The sequence below is a fragment of the Nocardia sp. NPDC088792 genome, assembly GCF_044750615.1.
In the GTDB taxonomy this organism is placed as follows: domain Bacteria; phylum Actinomycetota; class Actinomycetes; order Mycobacteriales; family Mycobacteriaceae; genus Nocardia.
This window is the reverse complement of sequence record NZ_JBIVKC010000002.1, coordinates 1376521-1402118: the sequence shown is the minus strand read 5'-3', so window position 1 is coordinate 1402118 and position 25598 is coordinate 1376521. Positions and strand designations below refer to the sequence as shown.

The following is a 25598-nucleotide window of genomic DNA, read 5'->3' as shown; positions in this document are numbered from 1 at the left end:
AAGACGTCATCAAGCTGATCGGCGACCTCATCCCGCTGGTTCTGCCGCTGCTGGGCCTGTAATCGGCTCCGCACGACACGATCACTCACCCGGCGCCAGGGGTGGGGTACTTCCCCGGCCCCACACCTGTGCGTGCGGCAGTCACTGCCATTCGACAACCCACACCGGAGAACCCATGACGCACAACGACGATCACGCCGATGAGGCCATCGAGCCCACGCCGTCGTCCGAACCCGTCCACGCCGGCCCCACGGGCACGCTGACCTGCGAGGTCCGTGTCGTGGCCGCACCCGAGGAGACGAAGTGACCGCCTCAGTGCCGGGTGAATTCCCGGACTTCGAACAGTTCCTCATGGACCTGCTCACCCCGTTCGCCACCCCGATGTCCGTCCTCCCGTCCACCGCGGCAGCCATTTCCGCCGCGCTGCCGCTGATCTGGGTCCGCAAGACCGGCGGGACCCTCGACGTCAACGGCATCACCTACAAGGCCCAGGTCGATACCGTCATCTTCCACAACACCCGCCAGCAGGCCCAGGCCCTGGCCTACCAGGTCCGCGACGCTGTCCTCGCCGCCCCCGCAACCACCGTCTCCGACGGCGTCCTCATCGACTACGTCGAGGAAATCACCTCCACCGAGCCGAAGTTCCACGCTCCGATCCTCCGCCGCAGCCGCGGCCTCTCGGAAGTCCCCGACCTCGACCCCCTCAACCAGATGGTCGAACTCGCCTTCAGCCTCGAAGCCCGGCGCCAGTAGGAACGAGATCGTCACTGTGCGTGGCTTTTTCGCTTGTGGTCGGGGCCGATGCCCGCATACGAAAGGTCGCAAGACGTGACAGACAATATGACCGGCCCCATGCCCTGGAATCGGCCCGCCTACCTCGCCGACGGCGGCGATGCGGACTCGGATCAACAGGAGATGCCCGGCGAATCCATCTACGACGGCATGTTCGCGCTGGACCATGTGTCCGGATCGCAGTTCGTGAACTCCATGGCCGGTGCGATCGGCCAGAGCGCCGTCCAGTTTGTCCAGAAGGCCGTCTCGATCATCAATCCGGAGGCGGGTGCGGCGTGGGCCGGCGCCCAGAAACTCTCCGAACAGTTCACGAACGTCAGCTCGACCCTGGGGAAAATACTGCGCATCCGGGGTCGGTTGCCGAATTTGGATCCGCATGTCTACGGTGACGACGGTCCGCTGTCCACCGCGCGCACCGGGCAATTGTTCAACTTCGCGGAGCCGCTGAAGCAGTATGTCGGCAACCAGGTCTTCCCCGGAGTGGCCGAGCAGCTCGGGTTGAAGCCCAAGGACAACTCGGACAATCAGAACGACAATGGAAGCGGAGTCGGCGACTCCGACGGCACTCCAGACGCTGCGCAGAGCGAGCAGCCAGCGGCGGATCCCGCCACGGCTGGGGACTCCTTGCCGGATATCGGACAGCTTGCCTCGACGGCGTGGAAGAACGCCGTACGCGACGTCTCCACCTTCAGCACCCCCAAACTCACGGTGCCTACGGGGCCGCTCGGCTCACACACACAAGTGGACAAGTCATTCACCATCACTACCGAATGGCCCGTGAGCGATCCGCTGATCAAGCGGGATCGGCGCAACGACGCGGCTCTCGCCTTTCTGCCTCGGCAGGGCTGAATTCCTCTACCGAACAATCTGTTTCGTGACCGGACCGTCGGCCGCGTTCGCTACTCACCGTGCCCGCCTCCGGCGGGCTCGGTCGTCCCCCGCAGCTTCGCCGGGGGCAGTTTCACGGCATCCACTCCGGGTGCCTTCTTCGCAATCCCGCCCGGCTCGCCGGGCCCTCGAAATGGAGACACATTGACTGCCACAACCTTGTCGGCGTTGAAGGCTGCCCAGCGCTCGCTGCTGCTCAAGCCGCTCGACGCCGCAGTGTTCCTGGCGCCTTACGGCACCGCCGCCCCGATGGGCGCTTTCACCGATTCCACCGGCACCCTGCAGACCCTGCCCGCCGGCTTCCAGTCGGTCGGTCTGATCGACAAGAAGTCCGGCATCGCGTTCTCGCGCGGCATCACCGCCGCCCCGATCGAGTCCTACGGTGAGTTGCAGGCGGTGCGCAATGACATCACCAGCGACATCACCGCCATCGAGTTCGAGGCGCAGCAGAACGCCACCGCGCTGAACCTGCAGCTGACCACCAGCGCCACCGTCGCCTCGATGCAGGCCGCCGCCAACGGTGAGGTGTTCTTCGCTCAGCCGTCCGCCGAGAACATCACCTACTACTCCGCCGTTGTCATCGGCAAGGACGGCACCGACGCCGCGCCGATCTACGTCATCAAGATTCTGCCGAAGGTCGCCGTCTCCAAGTTCGGTGGCGAGCAGTGGGTTCCGACCGGCGTGCTGTCGCAGAAGCTGACCATGGTCGCCTTCAAGGACGATGTCTCCGGCTTCGCCGTGGCCCACACCTACGCGGGCAAGGGCTGGCAGAAGGTGCTGGCTCAGACCGGCATGCCCTATGTCATCTCCTCGCTGACCGCCACCATCACCGGCCCGGTCAACCTGGCCAAGGGCAGCGCGGCGTCCACCCAGATCACGGTCACCGACCAGTGGGGCGGCGTCGTGGCGCCGAACCTGCTGACCTACACCGCGGTGAGCGGCCTGGCCCCCGCCGTGAACATCAGCGCGACCGGCATCGTGACCCCCACGATCCCGGCGACCGCCGGCACCGGCACCATCGGCGTGGCCCTCGCCCTGCCTACGGGCTGGCCGGCCTCGGGCGTGACCACCCCGGTCAACACGCCCGCCATCACCGTCGCGTAGCGACGCCTGAACGTGGATGCGTGCCGTGCGTCTCCGGTCGCGGCACGCATCCACCCTTTCCCTGTACTTCATCCGGAGAAGAAGGAGCCGGTCACCATGTCCGCTATCCCCGCCCATTTCCCCGTCACCATGACCGACGGCGAGCACGAGTACCTCGTGCCGAACGCCACCGCCTACATCAACGCCGTGTTCTCGCGCGGCCACCGCCTCGTCGAGCGGGCCGAAGAGGCCGTCGTCGCGGCGAAGCCGCGCAAGCGCGCCTGAAATCCCTGTAATACCAACTCAACCGGAGAAGAGTAAGAAGTGGCAACCCCCGACAAGCAGTCTCCCGCAACCGACGGCGTAGGCAGGTTTCACCAGCTCCAGCAGGAGCTTTCGCCCAGCCGCCGGACCCCGTACCGGCTTACCGAGGACATCGCCATCCCGCCCGTCACCCGTGGCCAGTTGAAGGCCCTGCGGTCGACCCGCGACGACGACGCGCAGATGGCGATCGTGCTCGGCGAGCACGCCGACGCGGTGGAGGAGCTCTTCGCCGACCGCCCGGCCGACGAATGGTTCGTCTTCCAGCGTGACCTCTACGCCCACCTGTTCGGTCAGGGCTCAGCGGAGCTGCCGGGGGGATCCGTGGGCTCGTAGAGTTCTGGGAACGTTTCGGTGCCGCGCTCGACTACGACCTGCTCGAGCGCGGCATCGACGTCCGGGACTGCTTCGGGCCCAACGATATTCGCACCCGGGACTGGCGCACCATCATGGCGTTCAAGGATCGCCTGCCCACCGGGAGCCACTTCCGCAGCGCCGTGATGATGGACCGCGAAATCGCCGAGCAGCACATCGCGGTCGAGGAAGCGCTCGGCGACAACGACGTCGACGAGACCGAGCCCTCCGGCCCCCGTCCGGAGGGCTACACCCTCGACACCTACCTGCTCATGGCGATCATCGACGCCCTCCAGGGCGTCCAGGCCACCATCATCGCCGCCGCCGGCGCCGACCCACCCGCGGTGCGCTCCATGCCACGGCCGATGTCGGCAGTGGAAACCATCCGCGAGGAACGTCGCACCACATCGATGCAGGCGCTGATCGACCTCTTCACCGCTCCGTCGGCACCGGAAACACCTGAGCAGCTGGTCGAGGGGCTGGACGAGGCCGAAACCGGCGTGGGTTGGTAATCAGCCGACCACGGGTTGCGACCACCTCGGCCGACCTGGTGAATACCACCCGATCTACTGCGGTGTTGTGCCGCGGACATTCACCCCGCGCCGCGGTCCGGCGCCCTGCCTTTCACCTATCGAAAAGGGATATCTCCGCTCATGCAGCGCATCACCACCGTCCTGTACTCGCCGATGTGGACTCAGAAGCCCCTGCACATCCCGGGTTTCATCACCGTTCAGGCCTTGCGCCAGGTCAGCGACTTCGGCATGGCCGAGTTGGACATCCTGTATGAGGACACCCAGGCCACCACCGTCACGACCGTCACCTTCACCGGCAATTACAGCCCGATCCAGCCTGCCCCTGGCCTCAGCTGGCTGGGCACCATCATGGTGGGCGGCTGGCAGCCCTGGTACGTCGGCTACACCACCTCCACCGCCCCCATCACAGATCAGCCGCGCACCCTCGTGCTCACGAGTCAGCTCGCCGGTGAAATCGACGCCTTCGTACCGGGTCTGGTGTCGGTGGACCAGATCGTGCCGGTCGATGAGTATTTCAAGGTCGCGATCTACATCACCTACAACCCGACCGGCACGACCGCCGCGCCGGTGACGGTTTCGTCGATGCGGTTCCTGAGCGGCGATCTCGACCCCGTCAACGTGAGCGGCGTGCACGGGGTCCAGTTGGGCACCGTCACCTCGCCGCAGTTCGGGTGGCGCCACGTCTATTACACCGCCACGCCCGTCATGCCCTCGGGTTCGTAGTCCGTCGTGGAATCCATCCGCGAGGAACGTCGTACTACGTCTATGCAGGCGCTGATCGACCTCTTCACCGCCCCGGCGGCACCGGACCACCAATCGGGGGAGCGGTGCCGCCGGCATCGGCGCTCTCGAGGATGTCGAAGTGGGTAACTCCTGGTAATCAGCGGTGGTGGAGCACGAATGCTGCTCCACCACCGCTGTCTACCGTCACACAGATTCGCGGGCGACCAGTGCTCTCCCGCCAACCGACCGGATATCTGTCGGGGGACAAGCCTAGTTCCAGGAGGAGCATATGGATCGGAACCGATCTGGCGCGAACAATTTACTCGGGTTCGTCAACCCGATCAATAATATTCTCTCGCTGCTGACCGGCAGCAGGCAACCGCTGCTCAACTTCGTAGACAACCCTGTGCATCAGGCCCCGGCTCCGAATAATTCTGATCCGGACTTGAACAGCCCGTACGGACATCCCGATATATCGCAGGATCCCTTCTTCAAGGGGATGCCGGTATTCGTCAGTCCGGCAATGCCGGACGATGCCAAGTCGGCCAACGGCGTTGACATGAAGAATCACCAGCAGGAGGCGCCGGCGGCCACGGTTTTTGCCGATGCGGCTCGTAATATCATGGGGCAGCATATTGTCAACGCTGCCGAATACTGGATGACGCACAGCATGGATGGCAGAGTCTGGACCGGACCGAACGTCACGGATCTGCCAAGAACCGGGCGACCGACCTGGACTCCCGTCAATGGAACTCCTGGAACGCAATACTCATGGGGTGGCGGAAGTATCGACGGCCCAACGCGCGGCGTTGAGACCGATGACCCCGGCGACGGCTCGCGGATATACCATGACAGCACGGTAACGGGATTCGACTGTGCGCACCTCGTCGAGTTCGCGATTTATCAGGGGTCTGGTCACAAGATAGACATCGGTGCGTACACGGTCAGCCAGTACAACAAGGTCAATCAAATGGGTTGGCAGCACCCGGATCTTAATAATCTAAAGCCGGGTGACATCCTGTGGTCCGAGCCCGATACCAAGCAAGGGTACGTGACCGGATCGAATGGCAAATCCATCGGCGCTCCCGCACATGTCGTGATCTTTGCGGGTTACGACGGGAACCATAATCCGACGTATGTCGAAGCTCCCGAATCAGGTCAGAAGATCCGTGAAGTCACGATGGACCAAGCCGCATTCGAGAAGTCGTTCGGCATGTATACCGCCGCCCGCCCGCCGCTCGCACTCGGCGACCCGAGCAACCCGTACATCCAGCCGCAGCAGCACGCTGCGGGCGGCGATATTTCACATGGACTGTCACCGATCTCCAGCGGACTACCCTCTGGCGACAAACTGACCGCAGCACCGACGTCGGCATTGAACTCGGGCTCGAGACTGTTCGGCCACAAAACTCCCCTCCACCAGGATGAATCCGTCCGTGTTCTCCTTTCGCAGCCGGCCTCGACCCAGCGTGCGTCGCAAAACGACAGGAATGCCGCATTGGCACACGGGCGACGTATGTGACAGCTGGTGGGCTATATTTCGAGTTGAAAACTCGCTGGGGTCGAACGGTCGAAATGCGCCCGATCTTGCGATGACAGGAAGAGTCTCTTGACTATTCTAGGTACTGACCTATCAGCTAATAACGGCGTTGATGGCGTCGACATGGGGGATTTCAAGAATGAAGGCATGCAATTCGTTATCTCGAGAGTTGCCAACATCGAGGACCCGCAAGGTCACATTCATGACTCCAGTTATTCCAAGAACAGAGCGCAGGCGGAAAAGAATGGCCTGACGTTCGCCGCATATGCCCCTTACTATCCTACGAAGGATTATAAAAGTCAGGCCGATCTGATTCTCGGTGATATCGGCGACGGCGTGCCGTTCATGGTTGACGTCGAAGATGAGGGTAGATCCTTCAATATGACTGACTATCAGAACTTCGTGAACTACATGAGTTCCAAAGGGCATCCGGTCAAGATCGCCTATGTCGGGACAGGGTTCGCGGATATGAACACCGTCGCCAAGATCGCAAATGCGCACGCTCCTGGTGACAAACCGCCGATCTGGGACCGACCTGCTTATTGGCAGCCAGGTCAACAGGGGTCCGTTGACGGGCTGTATAAGAATTTCGGGGGCGATTCCAACCAGAACTGGTACAAACAGGACAACGGCGACCCCTTGCCCAATGGATCGCCCGCAATCTGGCAGTACACCGAAAATGCCGTCGGGCCGTGGACGCACGAGCCCGGTTCGCCCAATGCCGCGGACGCTGACGCTTTCAAAGGCAATATCGATGACTTCCGGCAGGCTATCGGGCTGCCGCCCCTTAATCCGGCAACCTCGACGCCTAACAATCAACCCACGCCGAATGATCCGACGCAGAGTCGCCCGCTCACGGGGGATTTATACGATACACCTCCAAAAGTGGATATCAGTGGCAAGGTCGGCATTGGGCAATCCGCGGACCTGATCACTTCACTCCTCACCGGCACGGGAGCTGTCGGATCCGATGCCACTCTGACAGGCCCGAAACCCCTGGCCGTATCGGATCTGGTGGCCAAGGTGCAAATGAGTTTCGGACCGTTGGCCGATAGTGTTCGCAAGAATGTCAACCGGCGACTCGATCTACAGGTTGACACTTCGAACCAGGCGCCCTCTGCCAAATCCGATAACAGCAAGGCTCTGGCCTTCGGGCGCTGGTGAGAACTGGCGCATTCTACGTTAAGGATTGTTTGACATGTCGACATAAAATTCGAAATCCTGCACCGCTCTCGTACACCCCTCACTTGTTCGGCGGTGAGGCAAACGACACTCGAGTCCAAGTCTTGCCCCCATCGCGGGTGACCAGTAGGTGTCGATCTTCAGTGGCTGACCCCGATGGCTCGGCTCCGCTCTTGGTTTCGAGGACGTAACCGACTGTGGCACTGGTGAATCCGGCATTTCCAAGCGCGCCGTAGTCAGTCGAACCGTAATACGGAGACTGGTAGGTCCGGGCCCAGCTGCGGCCGCCGTCGTGCGAAGTGAGTATCCAGGAATAGCCGTCGGTATCGTCTGCGGCGATAGCGATGTCGTCGGGTGTCGGTGCGCCGATGAGCTGAACCCGGCGGTTGCCACCAATGGTGCCACGGTTCTGGAAAGTCAGCCCACCGTCGCTGGAGGCGAACAGCCGCCAGTTGCCTGTAGCTGTCGTCGGCTCCGAATGACATAGCACGACCAGATCGGTGGGTGACGGTGCAGCCATTCCGGCGAGTCCTCCCACTACGGCTGGGCACGGAGACGTCCACGACGACCACTCTCCGGCGATCGAACGAGCACCGGTGGAGGGTCCTGTGACATCGCCATGGTCGGACCCTATCCATCGGTCGAGCATCGCCCATGCGGATGAACCTTGCCGGATCAAAGTGACTGACGACCTGGACTCATGTGTGGTGCCCAGGGCCGCACTGAGTGCAAAGCGTGGCGCCCAATTCTCTTGCACTCCAGGACTAATGAGAATATCGGACGTGCCGGACGGACGGGAATCCGAAACGGATAGGACCTCGCCGGAGCCGACCGCGGACATCGGGAGTGGCCGGAAGGAATCGAATTCGTTTCCGGGGAAAGCGGCCTGAACCCAGGTTGAGCCGCCGTCGTGGGTCGACCATTTGCTAGAGCCGATCGTTGCCCAGCCAGAGGTGGAGTCAGCGAAGCGTATCTGCGGGTTGCCCCGGGTGTCCACAGACAGCTGGGGGGGTGAAGTCGCCAGCCACGTCCGGCCGCCGTCCACAGAGTGCTCGAGGGTTGCGCAGGTCTGGAACGGGCATCGCCGACTGGTGACTCCGATCGCCCAGCCCTCGTGGTCGGACACAAACGATACGGATGTCGGCTCGAAGTCGTTGACTCCCGGCGCCGATGCGCATGCGGTAACGGATGCCAGCACTGCCGCGGTGACGCACACCGCGCCCGCCTCGAACAGTCGGCTCCTCATCGCTCTCCTTCCGCGCTGACAACCGGTCAGCGGCGACCAGAACTTATTGATACCACAGACGTCACAGGTGTGTGCACGTCGAAAGTTAGGGAGCCACAATGCCAAACAATGACATTCATCGTGACATCGTGCAACCGACGGTCCGCGGTCTTACGGCTCCCGTACAACCTCGTACGGATCCGTGGTCGATGATCGGTTCCGTCGGCTCCACGATCTTGAAGCAGATTCTCGGTGAGAGGAACCGGCCGACAATAAGGTTCATCGATGATGACGGCGGCGACAATCCGGATCTGCCAGATCAAAGTGTTCTGGGCCGGCTTCCGCAGGTTCCCGACGATGCCACGCGCAAGATGGATCCCCTCCATCCTGGATATGAGGAACCCGGTGGAGACTACATTCATGGCCAACCGAAACACGGCACGGATAAGTATCAATTGCTAGTCGATCCATCGCTTTATGCGGACCTCAAAATTGCGGGCAGTGCGATTCAGGACAGAATGGCAGCGGAAGGCTGGCACATGGCCGCCAGGCTTATGCATTCGTTCATGAATAACAATTCGAGTGCTCTTCAGCTCACGAATAATGAAACCCAGGAAGCGGTGTTCGATACCAGATGGGGGAGAAGTGCGCTGTTCTACGGCCAGAACGTCCGGTGGGATCCGAGCAACGATCATGACCCGCGGCATGAACCAGAGCTGTGGACTGCGCCTGCACCCAGTGATATGTACCCCCATCAGGCTGGCATCCTGGACGACGCCAACAAGGCGATACAGGACGTCCATGATGGAAAGTACAACTACGGCGACCATATTCCTATGGTTGTCGGCTGGTTACGTACGCCGGCGGATGCCGACAACAAAGATAACCAAGATGTCCAGTTTGCTCTAGGGCATTTTCACGAAGGCGCCGACGGTTATATTCAAGTGAACAAGGGTGCTCCTGGTCAGCCTGACACGTACGAGGTTCATTTTCAGGCGAAGGAGTGGGATCACTATAAATTCGACGATCAACCAATCACTTTCGACAATAATGGAAAGAGGGACATCGGTCACTTCGTGAACTTGACTGCAAATGAGTTCATGCGATTGGCGCACTCGGTCGGCGTGGCCGAGAACTATATCGACTACGGTTCGACAGGCGATATCGACGCCAGTGGTGTGGCAGGTAGCAGCGACATCAATTACTCGTTTCGTGACGACCCGGAACATCAACAGCACACGATGACGATGCAGCAGCACTACGCGACAGGTGGGCCGATTTCGGCCGGTGACGTGAAGGGTCCCGGTTCGTCGATCGGTGACAAGATTCCGGCGTTCCTGTCCGATGGTGAGTTCGTGGTCAATGCCGCGTCGGCGAATGCGAACCGGCCGTTGTTGAAGGCGATCAATGATGATCCGCTGTACATGAACAAGTATGTGCAGCATATGGAGCAGATGGTGGCCGCGGCGTTGACGAAGGTGAAGGCTGCGCCGAATCAGGGAGCCGGCGATCATGTGGATCAGTCGATGACTGTGCATATTTCGGCGTATGACGTGCATGGGGCGTTCGCCAAGGCGAAGCTCTGGGAGCAGCGGCGCGCGTTGATCGACGCCTGAGTCTGTTGGGCATTTCGCGGGAGCGGTAGCGGGCGGCTGGATACGCTTAATACGTCAGCGAGTCCTGTTGCCGCCATGGTCATTTCGAACTTTCCGGGCGCGGGCTCCGCGTAGATCAGCGTATCCGTCGACTGGTCGCTTCAGTCGAATTTCCTACAGAAACAGAGGTGAACTTGTGGCGCATAATGGTGCCATGATCGCGTTGACGGGAGTCGACGGGTCGACGTGGACTCTTGCCGGGCCGGGGCGTGGTCGCGAAGGAGTGGAGCTCGGGACGGCGCCGAGCGGGTTGTACGACGCGCCGGTGACTACGATTTGGAATCAGTCGGCGTTTCAGACCGGGTCGTCGTTCGGTGGATACCGGACCAATAAGCGCGACTTGGTGTTCGGGGTGAACATCTACGAAACTGCCGGGCGTACATGGGAAGCCGTCGACAGCTCCTGGCGTAAGGCGTGGGCGTACGACCGTGACTGCACACTGACGGTCACGACCGACTTCGGTGCGCGCTCGCTGGCGCTGCGGCTGTCGGAACAGCCGGACTTCAAGCCGGTGAAGGATCCGCATCTCAAGCAGTGGGCGAAGGTCGTGATGACCTGCACTGCCGGCAATCCGTGGTGGGTGGAGAACAATGTGACGGCGACCTGGGTGTCGCCGGCGGATACCACCGGAAGCAACGGCTCGCAGTCGGGCACCGTGACGGTGGCGAATCCGACGGATCAGCCGATGTGGTTGCGCTGGGTGTGTTCCGCGCCCGGCAAGTGGACGCTGCCGGACTTCTCGTGGGCCGGCGATGCCTACGCCGCGCGAACGATCACGCTGCCGCAGACCGTTTCCGGCCAGGATCTGACCATCGATACCGACCCGATGGAGGAGATGGTCGTCTCCAAAGACGGGACGCCGATCTGGGCGCAGATGGGTGGTGTGAGTTTTATGTTCGCGGTGCCGCCGTATACCCCGGCGACCGCCGTGCCGGTTTCGGTGACGGGCGCGCCGGTGGGCGCGTCGGTGATGGTGGTGCAGCCGCGTAACTGGTCGCGTCCGTGGGGGCTGCAGTGACGACCTTCGTGACCGACCTTCCTGGAATCTACAGCGCCGCTCAGGCGGCAAAGGCGCAGCGCAAGGCCGAGCGATATGCCCGCCCGCTGGTCCGGCTGTGGGATGGCAACTGGGTGCTGCGCGGCGTGTGCGGTGCGGAGATCAGCGCGGATTTCCACTGGACGCTCAACGACACCGGTGTCGGCGTCCTGGTGCTGCCGTACGACTACTACCTGGCCAGCTGGGCCATGGATATCTACAACCAGGATCCCCGCTCGGGTCGCACCACGCAGAACGTCCACATCACCGTCGACAAGGACGGCGCACGCTGGGACGGCCGGCTGGAGAAGGCGGTCCTCAAGTCCGACGATCAAGGCGTCACCACGGTCGAATTGAGCTTCCTGCATTCGTACGAGGAGCTCAAGCACATCATCTGCTGGTCCAATCCGTTCCTGATCGAGCAGATCCAGTTCCCGCGCGAATTCATGCTCGCCGGCCCCAGCATCTGGGTGCTCAAAACCGCGCTGATGATGAATCTGCTTCGGCTGCACAACAGCTCGTGGGCAGTGCCGTCCGACCCGATGGACTCGAGTCAGTGGGGCAATCTGGACATGTCCCAGTGGCTGATCGCGGTGAAACCGACCCCGTACGCCACCGACCACACGGTGTGGACGATCTTCGGTTCCCGCTTCAAGAACTGGCACGACTGCGCGTCGGGCACACTGCAGACCGCTGAGCTGATGGTGCAGACCCGGCGCTGGCTACAGGGTGATCCGCCGCCGTGGCCGGGCGCCAACCTGCGCTCCGGGTGCCTGGTCGTCGACATTCTCGACAAGTCCGGGTTCCCCAGCCAGCCCACACAGAGCAATGACGTGTGGAGTGGCTTGGCGGGCATGATGGAGAGCTATCAGCTGGATGCCGACGGCGTCTTCTACGATGAGGTCCCGCTGCCGGACCCGAATATGCCTGCCCTCTACCAGCAGCCGGGCTATATGGGTAGCTTGCCGACCAACCCGTGGGTGGTGTATCGGCAGAACGACCACTGCGGCATCCAGACCTCGCAGTTCATCGTGCAGCCGTCCAACGCGGTGCAGGTCGTCACCGGTGGTCACTCGGCTCCCGGCGTGAACGAGGCGATTTCGTCCGCGGTCCAGTTCGTGGGCTTCCTGATGGGCGGCATCCTGGGCGAGGTGCCCTTCATCGGACCGGTCGCGGCCGCCTTGACCGAAGGCGCGACCGAGGTCGTGAACACGATCGTGATGGCGCTCTTCACCGATACGATTCTCGCTTGGCAGCGGCACTACGCCGCCGACCGGGCGCAGGCGTCGGGTTGGTCACACTACTTCGAGCATTTCGAAACCAGCGCCGACCGCGCCTACACCCTCGGTGCGCTGCTGTCGCTGGGCGAAGGTATGTGGAAGACGCGCACCCACCACACCCATAAGCTCACCGTCGCCAACGGCCAGCCGTACCTCATCGGCGACGCCGGGCAGGGCCACTTCTTCCTCGGCGACCGTGTCGGCTCGACCGTCAAGGGCATGCCGGCGGGCTCGATCTACGTGGACCAGGTCACCGAGCTGGAACTCGCCTGGTCGCGAAATGCCAGCCCACAGTGGCAGATCACGCTCGGCACCGACAAGGATCACGACATGCCGTTCGCGCAGTCGATGCGCGTCATGGCCGACATCGTCGACGAGATCATGTCGCTCGCCGTGCAGATGTGATCCGCACAGTCCCCGTCGAAGGCGCTCCCAGTGAGAACGGGGCGCCTTCGACCAGTCATCGCCTCGGCTATCGCGGCTGCCCCACTTCACTTTTGGAGAAATCCATGTCTATTCCATTGCACGAGCACTGCGACCAGGACAAGCCCGAAGAGGCGTTCGTCTGGGCCCTGATCGGTCTTCCCGGGCCGCGCAATTCACCGCTGATGATCCACCCGATCACACTGGGCGAATGGTCGAAACACCTGTGGGATCTGGGAATTCGGCACTCTACTGAAGACAAGACCAAGGAATTTCATCCGCCGGCGCGAGGCCACGAGCACTGGCTCAACGGCACCGGCCAGTGGCTGCCGAAGGGACGGCCTCGGGTGGAGGTGCCCGATCTGCCCGACATCACCCAGATGACCGCCGAGGAGCGCGCGCACGTAGTGCAGCAGCTACGCGATTCCGGCGATTTGCGGCATTTGGTGGATCGGGAAGATCTCCCCGGGCACGTAGCGGGTTCCATAGCAGAGGATTCCGGGGCGCGGCCGTGACAGATGATCCCCGGCTGGCCCGGCTCGGCAGGTTCACGCCCGAGGGCGCGCTTATGCCGGGCTACGGGGACACCTACCTGTTCCTCGTCGGCCGCGACGATGTGCACAGCGTGCTGAAAACCCTGATCGGCCAGGAAACTTTGCAGATCAAGCTGTCCATGTTCGGCTACGACGACGACGAACTCAACGAGATCCTGATGGCCAAACTCCACGATCGCGGGGTTCATGTCCAGGTCAGCCTTGACCGGTCGCAGGCCAACTGCGTGCACGAGCGCAAGATCCTCGACGCCGACCGCAGGCTGGACCCGGCGGGTTTCGCGAACTCCGTCGTGGTGACCGATTCGCCGACCCATCAGATCCTGCACACCAAGGGCGGTGTGCTGGCCGGACAGAGTATCGCTCTCGAAGGCAGCACCAACTGGTCTGCCAGCGGCGAAGGCATCGGAATCGACCTCAAAGGTCGTGCGGTCCAAGGCTTCCGGGCGCAGGCCAACACTCTCGTGGTGTCGACGAATCCCGTTCTGGTGTCCCGCCTTTCCGCACGTCTGGACGTCGAACATCACACCGCCGCGCGCAGCGACCGGCCCGCCGCTGCCTGACTCAACTTCTTCCTTCGAAACCGGAGTGTTCCATGGCTATTCCCGTGCAAGAGAACTGCGACCCGAACAAGCCCGAGGAGGCCCTGCTGTGGGCGTTGGTTGGTCTACCAGGCCAACAGCAGGCGCCGCTGATGGTCCATCCGGACGTGCTCCGGAAATGGTCGAAGCATCTGTGGGAGCTCGGTTTCCGGCACTACCCGGACCTGCAGACGACGGAATACCATCCGCCGGCGCGGGGCGCCGACCAGTGGCTCAACGGTGCCGGGCAGTGGGTGCCGGTGGGCACTCCGAAGGCCGCGCATGTGACCGCGCCGAACATGGCGGAACTGACCAGGCATGAGCGGGCCCGGATCATCGAGCAGCTGTACGCCAATGGCGATCTCTCGCATTTGATCGATCTCCGTGAGCTGCCGGTCAGCACGGCTTCGGAAAACAATGCCGAGCACCACCGTGCCGAGGGGGAGGGCGAGGAGTCATGACCTCTCCCGATAGGCACGTACCGTCCGGCGCCTACGGCGGTTCGGCGTCGTCGGGCAACAATGTCGCTAATCTGCAAGCCGTTACCTGGGCCGGTGCGCGAGATGCGGTGATCGCCAACGTCTTCGGCGCGTTCAACGGAGCCGGCACGGCGAACTCGGATCTGATGGGCAATGCGCACGCCGCCCTGAACGCGGCCGGCAGTGCTGCCCAAATCGCTGGCAATGCGCAGCAGACCGCCGTGGGGGTGCAGACCTCAACGGCGTCGAACGCCTCCGTAGTGGCTGGAATGACCGCTTCGCAACAGGGATTGAGCTACGGCGGCACCGTATTCACAGACATCTTCAACCGTCAGACGCTGCAGCCCGGCTACCAATCGTTCGCGACCGGTCCGGTCGCGAGCCTGGTCATCACCAACCAGGAGTGCGGACTGCCCGTCGCGGGTAACCAGGGGTCCGGGAATGTGATCGTGCTTTCGACCACCCAGACACAGACGGACTATCAAGCCGTATCGGTTGTGATGGGTAGCGGCGGTGGCTGGGGCAGCCCCGAGACGTTCCTCATCGCTCGAGCTGCGGCGAGTCTCGCAACCTTCGCGTGCGCGAAGATCGCCGCGGGTCGCGTGGCCCTGGGGTACGGAACCCGGCAGGGAATGGCCACCACCATCACCGAGATGGGATGGACTGGCGCGCGCGTGAATACGGGCGACACGGTTGTGCTCGAGGCGATCGACTCCCTGTACACGTTGTTCGTGAACGGGCTCGAGATTCTGCAGTGGGCCGATACCGGGCAGCTGACGCCGATCGGTCAGCCCAATCGGTCCTTCGGGTTCGGAGTCTCGTACACGGCCGGAAATTTCGGCGGCGGTAACTTCTCGTACAACGCGGCCGGGTTGACCGCGGTGGACATGAAGGCGCCGCCGATGGTCGGCACCGGATGGTCGTTTCAGATGGCCAATCAGGCCGTAGTCGCTGCGCAGGTCGGTAATCCGTACGTTTTCCCCGCGGGCACCTTCAGTGCCCCGGTCACGTCCAACAATGTCACCGTGCTCGATCCGGGCGCGGGACACGTCCAGATCCAGAAGTCGGGATGGTACGGCATCAGCGTGAAATACCAGGTGGACAAGGCTCTTACGGCCTTCCGTTCCTACCTGTTCGCGGCTTCCGGCCCTAGTGTCCCCTTGAGCATCGTGCGCGAAGGACCCCTCACCCCGGCACCGGACCAGAGCTACTGTACCGGCGCGACATTCGCGCTCTATTTACCAGCGGGTTCCGTGGTGGCGCCCGGGTACTACATCCAAAGCAGCGCCAATATCACTGGTTCTCAGACCTTTTTCGACGGTGCTCTGCTCAGTTACTGAATCCTAAGGACATTCGATGACCTCACCCGACGGGAAGGTTCCCTCCGGCGCGTATGTCGGGTCGTCGGCGCCGAACAACGTCGCCAACCTGCAGTCCGTGAACTGGGGCGGAATCCAGCAGTCGACCATCGCCAATCTCCTGAGTTCGTACCAGGGTGCGAGCAACGCGACCCAGAACATGAGCGGTGCCAACGCGACCTCCTCGGCGCAGGCTCAGGCCGCGGCCTCCGGTTCGGGCACTGCGCAGTCGACGGCATCGGCCGCGCAGAAAACGGCCGCGGCCAACTCCGCGTCCGTCTCCGCGCTGTTACCGCCGCCCGCACCGCCCAGTACGCCCGGCATCTCGCTCAGTGACAACTTCGCCCGGACGACGCTGGGACCCAACTACAACCAGATCAAGTCCGGCACGGTAGCGAATCTGACTATCGCCAATAACCAGGTCAATCTGGATCCCAATGGCAGCAACCAGAACACGGGCACCGCATTCGCGCTGAATACCACCCCCTTGCAGACAGACGATCAGTCGGTCTCGATGGTGATGGGCGCGGCCAACAATGCCGCCACAGTCGGCAGCGCGATCGTCCTGCGCTCGGACCCTGCTCTCGCCACTTTCGTCTACGCCGCGGTCCTCTCGGGCACGATCGGCATCGGCTCCGGAACGTTGAGTGGCGGCACCGCTACCTACAACACCTGGACCTCGACTTCGACGACCGTCAATTCCGGCGACACCGTGACCCTCACCGCCGTCGGCAGCAACTACCAGGTGCTGGTGAACAATGTTCCCGTCCTCGGTTTTTCCGATACCGCCGGGACTGTCCCCACCGGCGTCGGCCACCGATCCGTGGGTTTCGGCTGCTCGTTCGGCTCGGGGAAATTCTCGTTCTCCTTCGCATCCATGGCCGCGGCCGACCAGCAACCCGCTGCCGCTACCGGCATCGGATGGAGCCTCGTCCGAGGCAGCACCACGGGTGTCACTCAGCCCGCTGGTGCGCTGCAGCGGCTAAACGGGGTATTCGACACCGTTCGCCAGGCCGCCAACGTGACCATCATCAGTGTCGGTGCCGGGCAGGTCCAGGTGAACCGCGCGGGGTGGTACCTGATCTCCGCCACGTTCAACTTCGCCAATCTCGACTACGCGATGCGCACCGAACTATGGAGTGTGCCGAGTCTCGGCGGCACATGGAACATGCTGCGGCCGGGCGCCTTGGGCATTCCTTGGGACACCGACGGCAACGGCGGCGGGCTCCCCAACAGCTCCTGCACGGCCGGCTCATTCGTCGTCTACCTCCCGAAGGGGGCTGTCGTCGCGCCGGGCCTGTCCACCAATACATCCAATTCGCTGATCGGTCCGTTCATCTGTTTCGACGGCGCACTGCTGAACTGGCTCTAGGGCGGAGAACCCATGACATCACCCGACAAATCCGTTCCGGCAGGCGCATACACCGGCACTGGGGGCGGCAATATCTCGGCATTGCAGGCCGTGACCGTCGCGTCAGCACAGGCATCGGTGGTCTCGAGCGTCACGAACGCCTACGCCGGCGCCTCCAGCGGGGGCGGCAGCATGAACGCGGCCACGCAGAATGCCTTGAACGCCGCCACCAATGCGCAGTCCGGTGCGAGTACCGCGAATTCGACGGCCGGCGCGGCGCAGGGCTCGACGGCCGCCAACTCCACCGCGATCAGCGGCTTGTTGGCGGGCCAGAAGGCGCAGGCCAACGGCGGCAGCGTCTTCACCGACAGCTTCAACAGATCCACGCTCGGGCCCGACTACCAAACCTTCAAAAACGGCCCCGTCGCAGATCTGGTGGTCGCCAACGGCGAGGTGGGACTGAACCAGAACGGCGACCAGAACACCGGCTACGTACTCGCCGTAAACACCGCTCACACAACACAAACCGACGATCAAGCGATTTCGGCGGTCATGGGTACCGACCGCAACTCCGATCTTGCAGGCGCGGTTCTCATCGCACGTGCGGCCTCGGATCTGTCGACCTTCGTATTCGCTACGGTCACCCGCTCCCAAGTGTCGCTCGGGTGCGGTACTCGTTCCGGTAGTAACTTCACCTACGCGAATTGGGCGGCGGTCCCGGCCTCGGTGCACACCGGTGACACGGTGACGCTCGATTGCGTCGGTACCACCTACCAGGTGCTGGTGAACGGCGCGTCCGTGGCCTCGGCGAACGACATTCAGAAGGTGAGCCCGGTCGGACAGGCGAATCGTTGTTTCGGGTTCGGCAGCCAGTATTCCTGGACCGGCCTGCGCTGGTCGTTCTCGTTCAATCTCGTCGGATTGACCGCCGCCGACCTGGCCGCGCCGACCGTGTCGGGAACCGGCTGGAGCCTGCGGTGCCTGTCCTCGTCGGTCAGCGCACCCAGCGGTGAAGTCCGTTTTCCGGCAAAGACATTCGATACGAACGCGGTGCCGCCGAGCAACGTGACGATCATCGATCTGGGTCTCGGCCAAGTCCAGGTGAACAAGGCCGGTTGGTACGCCATATCGGTCGTGTACAACCTGAAGGCCTCGGCCACGGACGTCGTCGCTGCCGCCATTGCCGGCGCTGACCTGTGGTGGGCTCCCAGCACGGCCGGGCCGTGGACGAATCTGCGGTCGGGATACAACTCGGGCGCGCTCAGCTATTCGGCCGCCGAGACGTTCATCGTCTACCTCGCAGCGGGGTCGGTTGTCTGCCCGGGCTATTTCCTCTCGGCCAACGCCACGATCATCGGCCCGAACACCTACTTCGACGGCGCGTTCATCAGTTACTGATCGTCTGCGCCCAGGCGGCTGTTGGTCGTTCGAGCGGGTCTGCAACGCGCTCGTTGCTACGCTCGGCAGCGTTGGTAATTTATTGCGTCACAACAAATTTCCGGATCGCCCTCATGTGATCCGATGGCGTTGACGCGAACTATTGCCGAATCCCACGTATGTGCAATTTCTTTTGGAGGCGAGCGTGACGATCTTCGGTATCGACATCTCCAACAATAATGGACCGAATATCGATTTGGCCGAAGTCGCCCGCGAGGGTTTTCAATTCGTGTTCGCCAAGGTCTCCGAAGGCGACGGGTTCGTCGACTACACCTGGCCGGACTATCGCGATGCGGCACATGCCAATGGGCTGCTCGTCGCGGGGTACCACTACCTTCGCGCCGATTGCGATGTGAATGCGCAAGCGGAGCTGTTTGTCTCGCACCTCGGCGACGCGGCGACCATGATCGACTTCGAGGCCGGATCCGGTGACATCGATACCTTCTGGGCGTTCGTCGACGCGGTCAACGCGCTCGGGCGGACGATCAACCTGTCCTATATCCCCCATTGGTACTGGCAGCAGATCGGATCCCCCGACCTGTCGCGAGTGCCGGGGCTGATCCAGTCCAGCTATGTCGCGGGTTCGGGACCGGCGGCGGCGCTGTACCCGGGCGACGGGACCGGCTACTGGACCGGGTTCGGCGGCAAGAACGTCGACATTCTGCAATTCACCGATCAGGCATCTGTCGCGGGAAATCTCATCGACGTGAATGCCTTCGCGGGCACATTCGACCGGCTGAGGGCGATGTTGGGCCTGACACTATCCACTACTCAGGGAGTTCTCATGGCACTGACCGATGTGCAGCAGGCGGACCTGCTCGAAAAAGTCCAGGAGATCTGGGAGCAGCTGCGCGGTCCCGATGGGCAGGGCTGGCCGCAGCTGGGCAAGAACGCCCAGGGGCAGAGCCTGACCCTCGTCGATGCGATCGCCGGGCTGCGGGGTGACATCAGCGGCAATGCGCCGAGCGGCACCACAGCCGCCGCGCCGCCGCCGGCAGCGTAACAACGCTGCCGGCGAGCACATCTCGACTGTTGGTCGTTTCCACCGGGATGTCATGCACACGTCGTTACGATCGATGTAGTCGAGAATAGCTGCCGATAAATGCTTTTCAGCCTCGCCGGTTCCATGTTCCGGCCATTCTTTCACTTCAGTCATGGCGCCATGACCGCCGTATGACCTTATTATCCAGGAGTTTTCATGGCGCCGACTGATGCGCAGCACAGCACGAGTATTCAGAGACAGAACGCTGCGGGCGTATTCGTGGCTCGCAATGCGAAAGCTGTCGTTTCGCTGCTCGGGGGCATAACCAATATCCTCGCGGTATCCGTGGCGCTGTTCCAGTTCGCTCCGGCCGATGTTGCGGGAGTGGGAGCGGCCCTGCTGACCGCCATGGAAGCGCTTCGCACCCTGAACGTGTGGATCGTGCACAACGAACCCGCACTCGAAGCGGAAGCCGCTGAGCTCGCCGGTATGTCGGGTTCGGGAGCGGCCTGATGGCATTCTTCGATATCCACACGGTGCTCACCGGGGCGCTGTTTCTAGGTGGCACAGGTGTTTCGGCGCTGTTCGCTTGGATGCGGGCGCGCAAGTTCCAGCCCATCGAGAACATGCGTTACGAGGTGGCGGCGGCGAAGGACGTCAACGAGATGGCGCTGACGACGCTGTCGCGGGTTTCCTCCGACCTGAAGGACGTCACCGTACGTCTCGACGCGGTGGAGGCGGCGCAGGAGGCATCGATTCGCGAATTGAACCGTGTCACCGGGCTTTTCCGCGAAGCGCTGGGAGTGCTGCGTGGCGTGATCGACGCGGCCCGCGCGGGCCGCATTCCGGATCTGAACATGTCGCGCGAACTGATGGACGAAGTACAACACAACGCTGGCTGACGGAGACATCGCCATGACCTCACCAACCGACCCGGGCTACCTGGGTTATCAACCGATCATCGAACCACTCACTCTCACGACGGGCGCGAGTTTCGTGCAGACGATCCAGCCATTGGGTCCGGCCTTCGCTGCCGGCACCACGGTGACGCTGCAGTTCACCGACCCGAGCGGGATTCCGCTCGGAAGCTGGCCCGCCACAGTCACTTCGGCGGGTGCATCGTGGAACGTCCCGAACGCCACGTGTGACGCGATCCCCGGCAATTCCCGCTACAGCATCATGGTCGGCTACCCAGGGACGCCGGTCACGACCTACCCCTGGTACATGGGCACGGTCGTGCGCCTGGGCCTGCCGACGCAGACAGCCCCGACGCCGTCCGTCACTCCCACAGTCAATTCTTCCGCTCTCGCTCTCGCTATGGTCCTAGGAGTCTGAACCGTGTCCGGCAACAACTTGCTCACTGCGTCGTCGATCGCGCCGCAGGTGCTGGTCTCCCAGCAGCTTTCCAACATCGAGACCGTGCTGTACTCGCCGACTGTCACCGCATCGGCGAAGATCACCCAGGGCACGCTGACCAACGTATCCAACCAGCTGACGCCGACGCTGACGCTCGGCTCGCTCAGCGGCGGCGGCACACTCGCCGCCGGCACCTACTTCTGGGTCGTCACCGCGGTGTCGGCCGCTGGTGAATCCCTTGCCTCCAACGAGGTTTCGGCGGTAGTCGGCAGCAGTGTGTCGTCGGTGCAGCTGTCGTGGGCGCCGGTCGGCGGCGCGGTCAGCTACAACATCTACCGCGGCACCGCGGCAGGTGGTGAGAACATCAAGTTCACCGCCACCGGCACCTCCTTCATCGACACCGGTGCGGCGGGCGCTGCCCAGGTTCCGCCCACGGCGTCAGCGTTCGGGCAGGCGGTGAAGGTGTATGTCTCGCTTGTGAAGAGCGGTGGCACCGTCACCGACGGCACCCACCGGGTCATCAACGCCTACAACCTCAACATGAACGACACCCTGTCACTGGCGCCCTACATCGGCAACGCGATGCTCGGTCCCGGCGACGGACTGGCCGCGTTCGCGTCGTTCCCGGGTTGCGTCGACATGGTCGTGACCGGTGCGGTGAACTCGTGACGGGGCCGCTGTCGAGCTCGCCGACGCTGCTTGGCCAGCTCACCGCCGGCGCGCTCGCGATCAATTCCCGCGACTCGGCTCATCCACTGCCGCAAGCTTTTTCCTACTTCGCAGATCTGCCGGATTCGGCAGGATCGCCCGGCGCGCTGTCCTCGGGACAGGAGGTGCTGACGGCGACGACCGGCGGTTCCTGGCGGGTCTCGGGCGGTTACTTGACTCTGTCGAGCACGCCACCCGCCGGTGTGTCGGACTGCTACTTCGGCACCCCGAACCTCGGCTCGATCGTGACCCAGGTCGGCGGTCGGTTCACCTTCACCACTACCGGTCCGAACGGTGTTGCCGCGCTGGGGATCTGCAATCGACCGATCAACTTCAAGTCGATGCCGTCGATGGCAATGCGCTTCTTCTGTACCCCGACCACCTGGGCGTTCGCCGTGTCGGCGGGTGTGGACAACGGGAATACCGGGCAGGTGGTACTGGCGAGCGGAAGCCTCGCTCTCCCCGGCGGAATGATCCCGGGAACTCAGTACGAGATGCAGGCATGGATCGTCGGCTCGACCGCGACGCTGCGACTTCCCGACGGTTCCATCACCACCGTGGCGGATGCCCGGATCGCCAAGTACGCAGGCAATTTCGCGTTCTGCGAGAATTCCACGGCATCGTCCTCCGACGCGGTTGCGAAGTGGTCGCACTTCCTCGCCGCGACGGGACGTGCAGTGCCCGGGAATGCGGGTATCGCCCCCAACGCCGGGCCGCTGGCCGCCGTGACCTTCCCTCGCCAGACCTTGCCCGCAGCAACGGCTTACCTCGGCAGCATGCCGTTGAAACCGTCGCTCCTCGCAGGCGGGTCGAGATTCCGGATCACCCTGGACTTCGCCAACCCCGCGACCGCGAGCACCACGACCGTCAACGTCCGCTTTGGCGCGAACGGCGGCTCGGCGGACCCGGTGGTCCAATCGGCGATCTTCATCGGGACCGGCGCCGCCGACGTGGCCAAGGTCGTCTTCGAAGTTCAGATCGACGCGAAAGATGCTGCCGCCGGGGCGATTACCTCACTGGCGACGCTGACGCGAGCGCTCGGCACCGGCACCACCGGATTCCACAACGTCGCGGGCACACCCGTGGCCGTCAATCAGGCGACCGCCCTGAATACCGCCGGCGCCCAGGCCTATCTGGGTGTCGACATCACTGGGACGGCAGCGGCCACCGTGCTGCTGAACGGCCTCATCGAGCAGGTGAAGTAGCCAAAGGAAGTACGTGACCGCACCATTCGACCCGGGATTCCTCGGGTATCAGCCGACCATCGAACCGCTGAAGCTGACCACCGGCGCCAGCTTCGTACAGACGATCCAGCCGTCCGGCGGGGCGACGTTCCCCGCAGGGACCCAGGTCTCCCTGACCATCACCTCACCGAGCGGCGCCACCTGGTCGTGGCCTGCGACGGTGACCCCGGCTCAGGCCGGCTGGAACATCCCCAACACCACGTGCGACGCGATCCCGACGAACTCGCGCTACACCATGGTGGTCACCTACCAGACCCCGCAGCCGGCCAGTTATGCCTGGTACGAGGGCACCGTCATCCGTACGTAGCCCGTCGTCACGTCAATTCACCCACCACATACAAGGAGCGATCCATGTCCGTCGTCGTCCCCTCGACTCAGCAGACTCTGGCCCAGGCCTACACCAACATCAACGCACCCACCGGCATGTTCCTCTCGATCCACAGCGCCGATCCCGGCCCGACCGGCATCCTCACCGCCGAAGCCAACGGCAGTGGCTACGCCCGCCAGCCGGTCAAGTGGAACCCGGTGCCGCTGGGCGGCAACGCGACCGCCCAGCAGGTGACGATGACCGTGCCCGCCGGCACCTGGACCTACGCCGCGCTCTGGAACGCGGCCACCGGCGGCAACATCATCGACCGCGTCCAGATCGCCTCGACCCAGCTCTCCAACGCGGGCACCCTGCTGGTCACCCCCAGCTTCTCCATCAGCTGACAGGCGCCCGGCGCCGGGACCGAGCCGCGGCGTCGGCCATCTCGTGTTCGCCGAGATGGCCGGCGTCGCGCGCTTTTCCGGCTCTCGCAACAACCACCATCGGAGGCACAGTTGAGCTCTGCATCCGCGGCGATCGTGGCAACGCTGCCCGCGCCGCCCACCAACGTCGTCGCGGCGCCGAGCGCGGCGACGATCATCCGGTCCGCGCCGGCGACCCCCCTCATCGTCATCGACGGGTCCACGGTCCCGGTTATTCTCCCCTTCATCCGCGCGAGCTTCGGTGGTAGCGGTGCATCGGCCGCGTCCTACACGAGCACCGGCCTGGTGACCGCCCTGGGCGGCGCCACCGGTGTCCTGAGTGCCGCCATGACCGTTCAGCAGCAACTGGCGGCCGCCTCCTCCGGAACCGGCGCGCTGGGCTGTGGGCTGGCCTTCGGGACCGGTGCCATCCCGGTCGTCTCCGCGCAGTTCGCGGCCACGGGCGCCGCGGCCGCCACCGATGCGGCATATGGCTGCACGGCCGCGCTCTCGGTCCTGGCGAACGTGGTGAGCGCACCCGTGTCGGCTGCCTTCGGCGGCAACGGATTGCTGGCTACCCAGTGGACGCCGCCGCCGAATATCAATTTCGCGGCCACCGGCACGGGCGCCCTGTCTGCGACGACCGGTGTCGTCGCCGGCTACGGCACCACCGGCGCGCTCGCGGCGAGTCTGTGGGCTCCGTCGGGAATGATCCTGAATGGCAACCAGCCCGGCCCGAACAACGGCAATTGGGTACAGATCGGCGGATGGACGGCTAATACGACGACCTATCCCGGCTCGGTTGTCAACTCGAATGCGCTTGTGGCGCAGGGAACCAAACGCAATGCCACGGTCGCGGTCACTATCTCGTTCACGTCGGGCAACTCGGTCTTCGGGAGCCAGATCTCCGTGCGAATCAAGCAAAACGGCAATCCGAATCCGATTGCCACCAGCAACAATTCCACCGCCAGCCCGGCGGCTACCAGTGCTGTAGGGGTGCTGGTATCGAACAATGACACTTTCACGGTCGAGATCCAAGACACGCAGAGTTACAACAGCTTGTATCAAGCAACCTTGACTTCCGGCGCGTTGACCATCACGTAACCCCCCGAGCGAGGACTCCATGATCTACACAGCGACGCTGCCTGCGCTGGCCACCGCGAGCCAGGATACGGCGGTCGTGGCGGGCGTGTACTCGCAGGCCTTCTACAGCGGCGACACCGTCACCGATATCCAGCTCGTCACGCCGGCAAGCTATCAGACGGTCACCGGTGCGGTGACCAACAATGTCACCTTCAGCGTCCGGCAACTGCGAAACGGGACGGCCATCGCCATTCTCGGAACGCTGACCGTCGGTGCGGGTACAACGCTGTCCCCTGAGACAGCCGTCCCCATTCCCGTTGGCCCCCAACCGATCCTGCAGCCCGGCGACATCCTCGATGTCCTGATGCATCAGAACGGCACCGGCCAAGCTCTCACCTCCGGCCTGATGGTCTCGATTTTTATCAGCTGAACCAATCGGGACCAGTCGTAACTGCCCGCAGCGTCCACGAATGCTGCGGGCGGTTTTCGCCGTTGCTCGGCGCCGCGAGATTCATGCATGCCGTGGACCTGAGGGTGTCAGATGTTCCGATGCTCGGCGAGTTCGGCTGCGAGCGCTGTAAATTGCGCTAGCGCTGGAGTCCGGGTGGGTGGTTTCGAGAGCGAAGCTGGTCGAATGGGTTTGGGGGAGCAGCTGAGTACGAGCTGGTGGTGGATGCTCGCGGCGGTGACGCCGTGCGGTTCGA

Annotated in this window: 30 protein-coding genes; 29 read left to right on the top strand and 1 reads right to left on the bottom strand. The window is 63.3% G+C overall.

The genetic code is table 11. The features are described 5' to 3' along the window. Positions 1-175 precede the first annotated feature (175 nt). The 10 genes from ACIP5Y_RS15710 (at position 176) to ACIP5Y_RS15665 (ending at position 7398) form a co-directional block, all read left to right on the top strand. Positions 176-307, top strand: coding sequence for a hypothetical protein (locus ACIP5Y_RS15710; protein ID WP_400350706.1), 132 nt, complete (start codon positions 176-178; stop codon positions 305-307). Beyond that, positions 304-753, top strand: a complete 450-nt coding sequence (locus ACIP5Y_RS15705; protein ID WP_400350704.1) for a hypothetical protein — start codon at positions 304-306, stop codon at positions 751-753. Before ACIP5Y_RS15710 ends, ACIP5Y_RS15705 begins: the two co-directional genes overlap by 4 nt. Positions 754-828: 75 nt before the next feature. Continuing rightward, positions 829-1641: a hypothetical protein gene (locus tag ACIP5Y_RS15700; protein ID WP_400350703.1), complete on the top strand. Its 813-nt coding sequence runs from the start codon at positions 829-831 to the stop codon at positions 1639-1641. A gap of 183 nt (positions 1642-1824) precedes the next feature. Continuing rightward, on the top strand, positions 1825-2784 hold the full coding sequence (locus ACIP5Y_RS15695) for a hypothetical protein (RefSeq protein WP_400350701.1): 960 nt from the start codon (positions 1825-1827) through the stop codon (positions 2782-2784). Positions 2785-2880: 96 nt separating this feature from the next. Beyond that, positions 2881-3048 carry a hypothetical protein gene (locus tag ACIP5Y_RS15690; RefSeq protein WP_400350700.1) on the top strand — a complete coding sequence of 56 codons (168 nt, stop codon included), beginning with the start codon at positions 2881-2883 and terminating at the stop codon, positions 3046-3048. Between the two features lie 39 nt (positions 3049-3087). Continuing rightward, a complete protein-coding gene (locus tag ACIP5Y_RS15685; protein WP_400350699.1) occupies positions 3088-3420 on the top strand; it encodes a hypothetical protein in 333 nt (110 codons plus the stop codon). Positions 3421-3533: 113 nt separating this feature from the next. Then, positions 3534-3950: a hypothetical protein gene (locus tag ACIP5Y_RS15680; protein ID WP_400350697.1), complete on the top strand. Its 417-nt coding sequence runs from the start codon at positions 3534-3536 to the stop codon at positions 3948-3950. Between the two features lie 141 nt (positions 3951-4091). Then, on the top strand, positions 4092-4694 hold the full coding sequence (locus ACIP5Y_RS15675) for a hypothetical protein (protein ID WP_400350695.1): 603 nt from the start codon (positions 4092-4094) through the stop codon (positions 4692-4694). 289 nt (positions 4695-4983) lie between these two features. After that, entirely contained in the window at positions 4984-6216 is a 1233-nt protein-coding gene (locus ACIP5Y_RS15670) for a hypothetical protein (protein ID WP_400350693.1), read from the top strand. Between the two features lie 87 nt (positions 6217-6303). Then, positions 6304-7398 (top strand): GH25 family lysozyme, encoded by a 1095-nt coding sequence (locus tag ACIP5Y_RS15665; protein ID WP_400350691.1) that lies wholly within the window; start codon positions 6304-6306, stop codon positions 7396-7398. 79 nt (positions 7399-7477) lie between these two features. On the opposite strand, the gene ACIP5Y_RS15660 is transcribed toward ACIP5Y_RS15665, so the two are convergent. After that, on the bottom strand, positions 7478-7936 hold the full coding sequence (locus ACIP5Y_RS15660; protein WP_400350690.1) for a WD40/YVTN/BNR-like repeat-containing protein: 459 nt from the start codon (positions 7934-7936) through the stop codon (positions 7478-7480). Positions 7937-8760: 824 nt separating this feature from the next. Between ACIP5Y_RS15660 and ACIP5Y_RS15655 the strand changes: the two genes are divergently transcribed. The 19 genes from ACIP5Y_RS15655 to ACIP5Y_RS15565 all read left to right on the top strand — a co-directional run bounded on the left by ACIP5Y_RS15655 (position 8761) and on the right by ACIP5Y_RS15565 (position 25324). Continuing rightward, on the top strand, positions 8761-10257 hold the full coding sequence (locus tag ACIP5Y_RS15655; RefSeq protein WP_400350689.1) for a hypothetical protein: 1497 nt from the start codon (positions 8761-8763) through the stop codon (positions 10255-10257). Positions 10258-10561: 304 nt separating this feature from the next. Then, entirely contained in the window at positions 10562-11314 is a 753-nt protein-coding gene (locus ACIP5Y_RS15650) for a phage tail protein (RefSeq protein ID WP_400350688.1), read from the top strand. Beyond that, positions 11311-13017 (top strand): phage tail protein, encoded by a 1707-nt coding sequence (locus ACIP5Y_RS15645; RefSeq protein WP_400350686.1) that lies wholly within the window; start codon positions 11311-11313, stop codon positions 13015-13017. Before ACIP5Y_RS15650 ends, ACIP5Y_RS15645 begins: the two co-directional genes overlap by 4 nt. Positions 13018-13121: 104 nt before the next feature. Next, entirely contained in the window at positions 13122-13550 is a 429-nt protein-coding gene (locus ACIP5Y_RS15640) for a DUF2744 domain-containing protein (RefSeq protein ID WP_400350684.1), read from the top strand. Beyond that, entirely contained in the window at positions 13547-14149 is a 603-nt protein-coding gene (locus tag ACIP5Y_RS15635) for a phospholipase D-like domain-containing protein (protein WP_400350683.1), read from the top strand. The genes ACIP5Y_RS15640 and ACIP5Y_RS15635 overlap by 4 nt, the downstream gene beginning before the upstream one ends. Before the next feature lie 32 nt (positions 14150-14181). Further along, positions 14182-14628: a DUF2744 domain-containing protein gene (locus tag ACIP5Y_RS15630; protein WP_400350681.1), complete on the top strand. Its 447-nt coding sequence runs from the start codon at positions 14182-14184 to the stop codon at positions 14626-14628. Beyond that, the gene (locus ACIP5Y_RS15625; RefSeq protein WP_400350679.1) at positions 14625-15986 is read left to right on the top strand and encodes a hypothetical protein; all 1362 of its coding nucleotides are present in this window, start codon (positions 14625-14627) and stop codon (positions 15984-15986) included. Before ACIP5Y_RS15630 ends, ACIP5Y_RS15625 begins: the two co-directional genes overlap by 4 nt. Before the next feature lie 16 nt (positions 15987-16002). Further along, positions 16003-17376 carry a hypothetical protein gene (locus ACIP5Y_RS15620; protein WP_400350677.1) on the top strand — a complete coding sequence of 458 codons (1374 nt, stop codon included), beginning with the start codon at positions 16003-16005 and terminating at the stop codon, positions 17374-17376. A gap of 12 nt (positions 17377-17388) precedes the next feature. Then, the gene (locus tag ACIP5Y_RS15615) at positions 17389-18753 is read left to right on the top strand and encodes a hypothetical protein (protein WP_400350676.1); all 1365 of its coding nucleotides are present in this window, start codon (positions 17389-17391) and stop codon (positions 18751-18753) included. Positions 18754-18937: 184 nt separating this feature from the next. Next, entirely contained in the window at positions 18938-19795 is an 858-nt protein-coding gene (locus tag ACIP5Y_RS15610) for a GH25 family lysozyme (RefSeq protein WP_400350674.1), read from the top strand. 195 nt (positions 19796-19990) lie between these two features. Continuing rightward, positions 19991-20287 carry a hypothetical protein gene (locus ACIP5Y_RS15605; RefSeq protein WP_400350672.1) on the top strand — a complete coding sequence of 99 codons (297 nt, stop codon included), beginning with the start codon at positions 19991-19993 and terminating at the stop codon, positions 20285-20287. Beyond that, positions 20287-20676: a hypothetical protein gene (locus tag ACIP5Y_RS15600; RefSeq protein WP_400350671.1), complete on the top strand. Its 390-nt coding sequence runs from the start codon at positions 20287-20289 to the stop codon at positions 20674-20676. The genes ACIP5Y_RS15605 and ACIP5Y_RS15600 overlap by 1 nt, the downstream gene beginning before the upstream one ends. Positions 20677-20689: 13 nt before the next feature. Then, positions 20690-21109, top strand: a complete 420-nt coding sequence (locus ACIP5Y_RS15595; protein WP_400350669.1) for a hypothetical protein — start codon at positions 20690-20692, stop codon at positions 21107-21109. A gap of 3 nt (positions 21110-21112) precedes the next feature. Further along, complete coding sequence (locus tag ACIP5Y_RS15590) at positions 21113-21799, top strand: hypothetical protein (RefSeq protein ID WP_400350667.1); 687 nt, start codon at positions 21113-21115, stop codon at positions 21797-21799. Next, positions 21796-23043, top strand: a complete 1248-nt coding sequence (locus ACIP5Y_RS15585) for a hypothetical protein (protein WP_400350666.1) — start codon at positions 21796-21798, stop codon at positions 23041-23043. The genes ACIP5Y_RS15590 and ACIP5Y_RS15585 overlap by 4 nt, the downstream gene beginning before the upstream one ends. A 13-nt stretch (positions 23044-23056) precedes the next feature. Next, the gene (locus tag ACIP5Y_RS15580; protein ID WP_400350664.1) at positions 23057-23389 is read left to right on the top strand and encodes a hypothetical protein; all 333 of its coding nucleotides are present in this window, start codon (positions 23057-23059) and stop codon (positions 23387-23389) included. Positions 23390-23433: 44 nt separating this feature from the next. Continuing rightward, positions 23434-23793, top strand: a complete 360-nt coding sequence (locus tag ACIP5Y_RS15575; RefSeq protein ID WP_400350662.1) for a hypothetical protein — start codon at positions 23434-23436, stop codon at positions 23791-23793. A gap of 135 nt (positions 23794-23928) precedes the next feature. Beyond that, positions 23929-24915: a hypothetical protein gene (locus tag ACIP5Y_RS15570; protein ID WP_400350660.1), complete on the top strand. Its 987-nt coding sequence runs from the start codon at positions 23929-23931 to the stop codon at positions 24913-24915. Between the two features lie 19 nt (positions 24916-24934). Beyond that, positions 24935-25324, top strand: a complete 390-nt coding sequence (locus ACIP5Y_RS15565; RefSeq protein ID WP_400350658.1) for a hypothetical protein — start codon at positions 24935-24937, stop codon at positions 25322-25324. The last annotated feature ends 274 nt before the right edge of the window (positions 25325-25598 follow it).

Excerpts from the sequence above, each read along its gene's own strand:
- ACIP5Y_RS15565 (WP_400350658.1), top strand. The coding sequence starts at position 24,935 with ATGATCTACACAGCGACGCTGCCTGCGCTGGCCACCGCGAGCCAGGAT.
- ACIP5Y_RS15615 (WP_400350676.1), top strand. The coding sequence starts at position 17,389 with ATGACATCACCCGACAAATCCGTTCCGGCAGGCGCATACACCGGCACT.
- ACIP5Y_RS15660 (WP_400350690.1), bottom strand. The coding sequence starts at position 7,936 with ATGGCTGCACCGTCACCCACCGATCTGGTCGTGCTATGTCATTCGGAG.
- ACIP5Y_RS15640 (WP_400350684.1), top strand. The coding sequence starts at position 13,122 with ATGTCTATTCCATTGCACGAGCACTGCGACCAGGACAAGCCCGAAGAG.
- ACIP5Y_RS15625 (WP_400350679.1), top strand. The coding sequence starts at position 14,625 with ATGACCTCTCCCGATAGGCACGTACCGTCCGGCGCCTACGGCGGTTCG.
- ACIP5Y_RS15605 (WP_400350672.1), top strand. The coding sequence starts at position 19,991 with ATGGCGCCGACTGATGCGCAGCACAGCACGAGTATTCAGAGACAGAAC.
- ACIP5Y_RS15600 (WP_400350671.1), top strand. The coding sequence starts at position 20,287 with ATGGCATTCTTCGATATCCACACGGTGCTCACCGGGGCGCTGTTTCTA.
- ACIP5Y_RS15690 (WP_400350700.1), top strand. The coding sequence starts at position 2,881 with ATGTCCGCTATCCCCGCCCATTTCCCCGTCACCATGACCGACGGCGAG.
- ACIP5Y_RS15595 (WP_400350669.1), top strand. The coding sequence starts at position 20,690 with ATGACCTCACCAACCGACCCGGGCTACCTGGGTTATCAACCGATCATC.
- ACIP5Y_RS15680 (WP_400350697.1), top strand. The coding sequence starts at position 3,534 with ATGGCGTTCAAGGATCGCCTGCCCACCGGGAGCCACTTCCGCAGCGCC.
- ACIP5Y_RS15575 (WP_400350662.1), top strand. The coding sequence starts at position 23,434 with ATGTCCGTCGTCGTCCCCTCGACTCAGCAGACTCTGGCCCAGGCCTAC.
- ACIP5Y_RS15710 (WP_400350706.1), top strand. The coding sequence starts at position 176 with ATGACGCACAACGACGATCACGCCGATGAGGCCATCGAGCCCACGCCG.
- ACIP5Y_RS15675 (WP_400350695.1), top strand. The coding sequence starts at position 4,092 with ATGCAGCGCATCACCACCGTCCTGTACTCGCCGATGTGGACTCAGAAG.
- ACIP5Y_RS15670 (WP_400350693.1), top strand. The coding sequence starts at position 4,984 with ATGGATCGGAACCGATCTGGCGCGAACAATTTACTCGGGTTCGTCAAC.
- ACIP5Y_RS15630 (WP_400350681.1), top strand. The coding sequence starts at position 14,182 with ATGGCTATTCCCGTGCAAGAGAACTGCGACCCGAACAAGCCCGAGGAG.
- ACIP5Y_RS15620 (WP_400350677.1), top strand. The coding sequence starts at position 16,003 with ATGACCTCACCCGACGGGAAGGTTCCCTCCGGCGCGTATGTCGGGTCG.
- ACIP5Y_RS15655 (WP_400350689.1), top strand. The coding sequence starts at position 8,761 with ATGCCAAACAATGACATTCATCGTGACATCGTGCAACCGACGGTCCGC.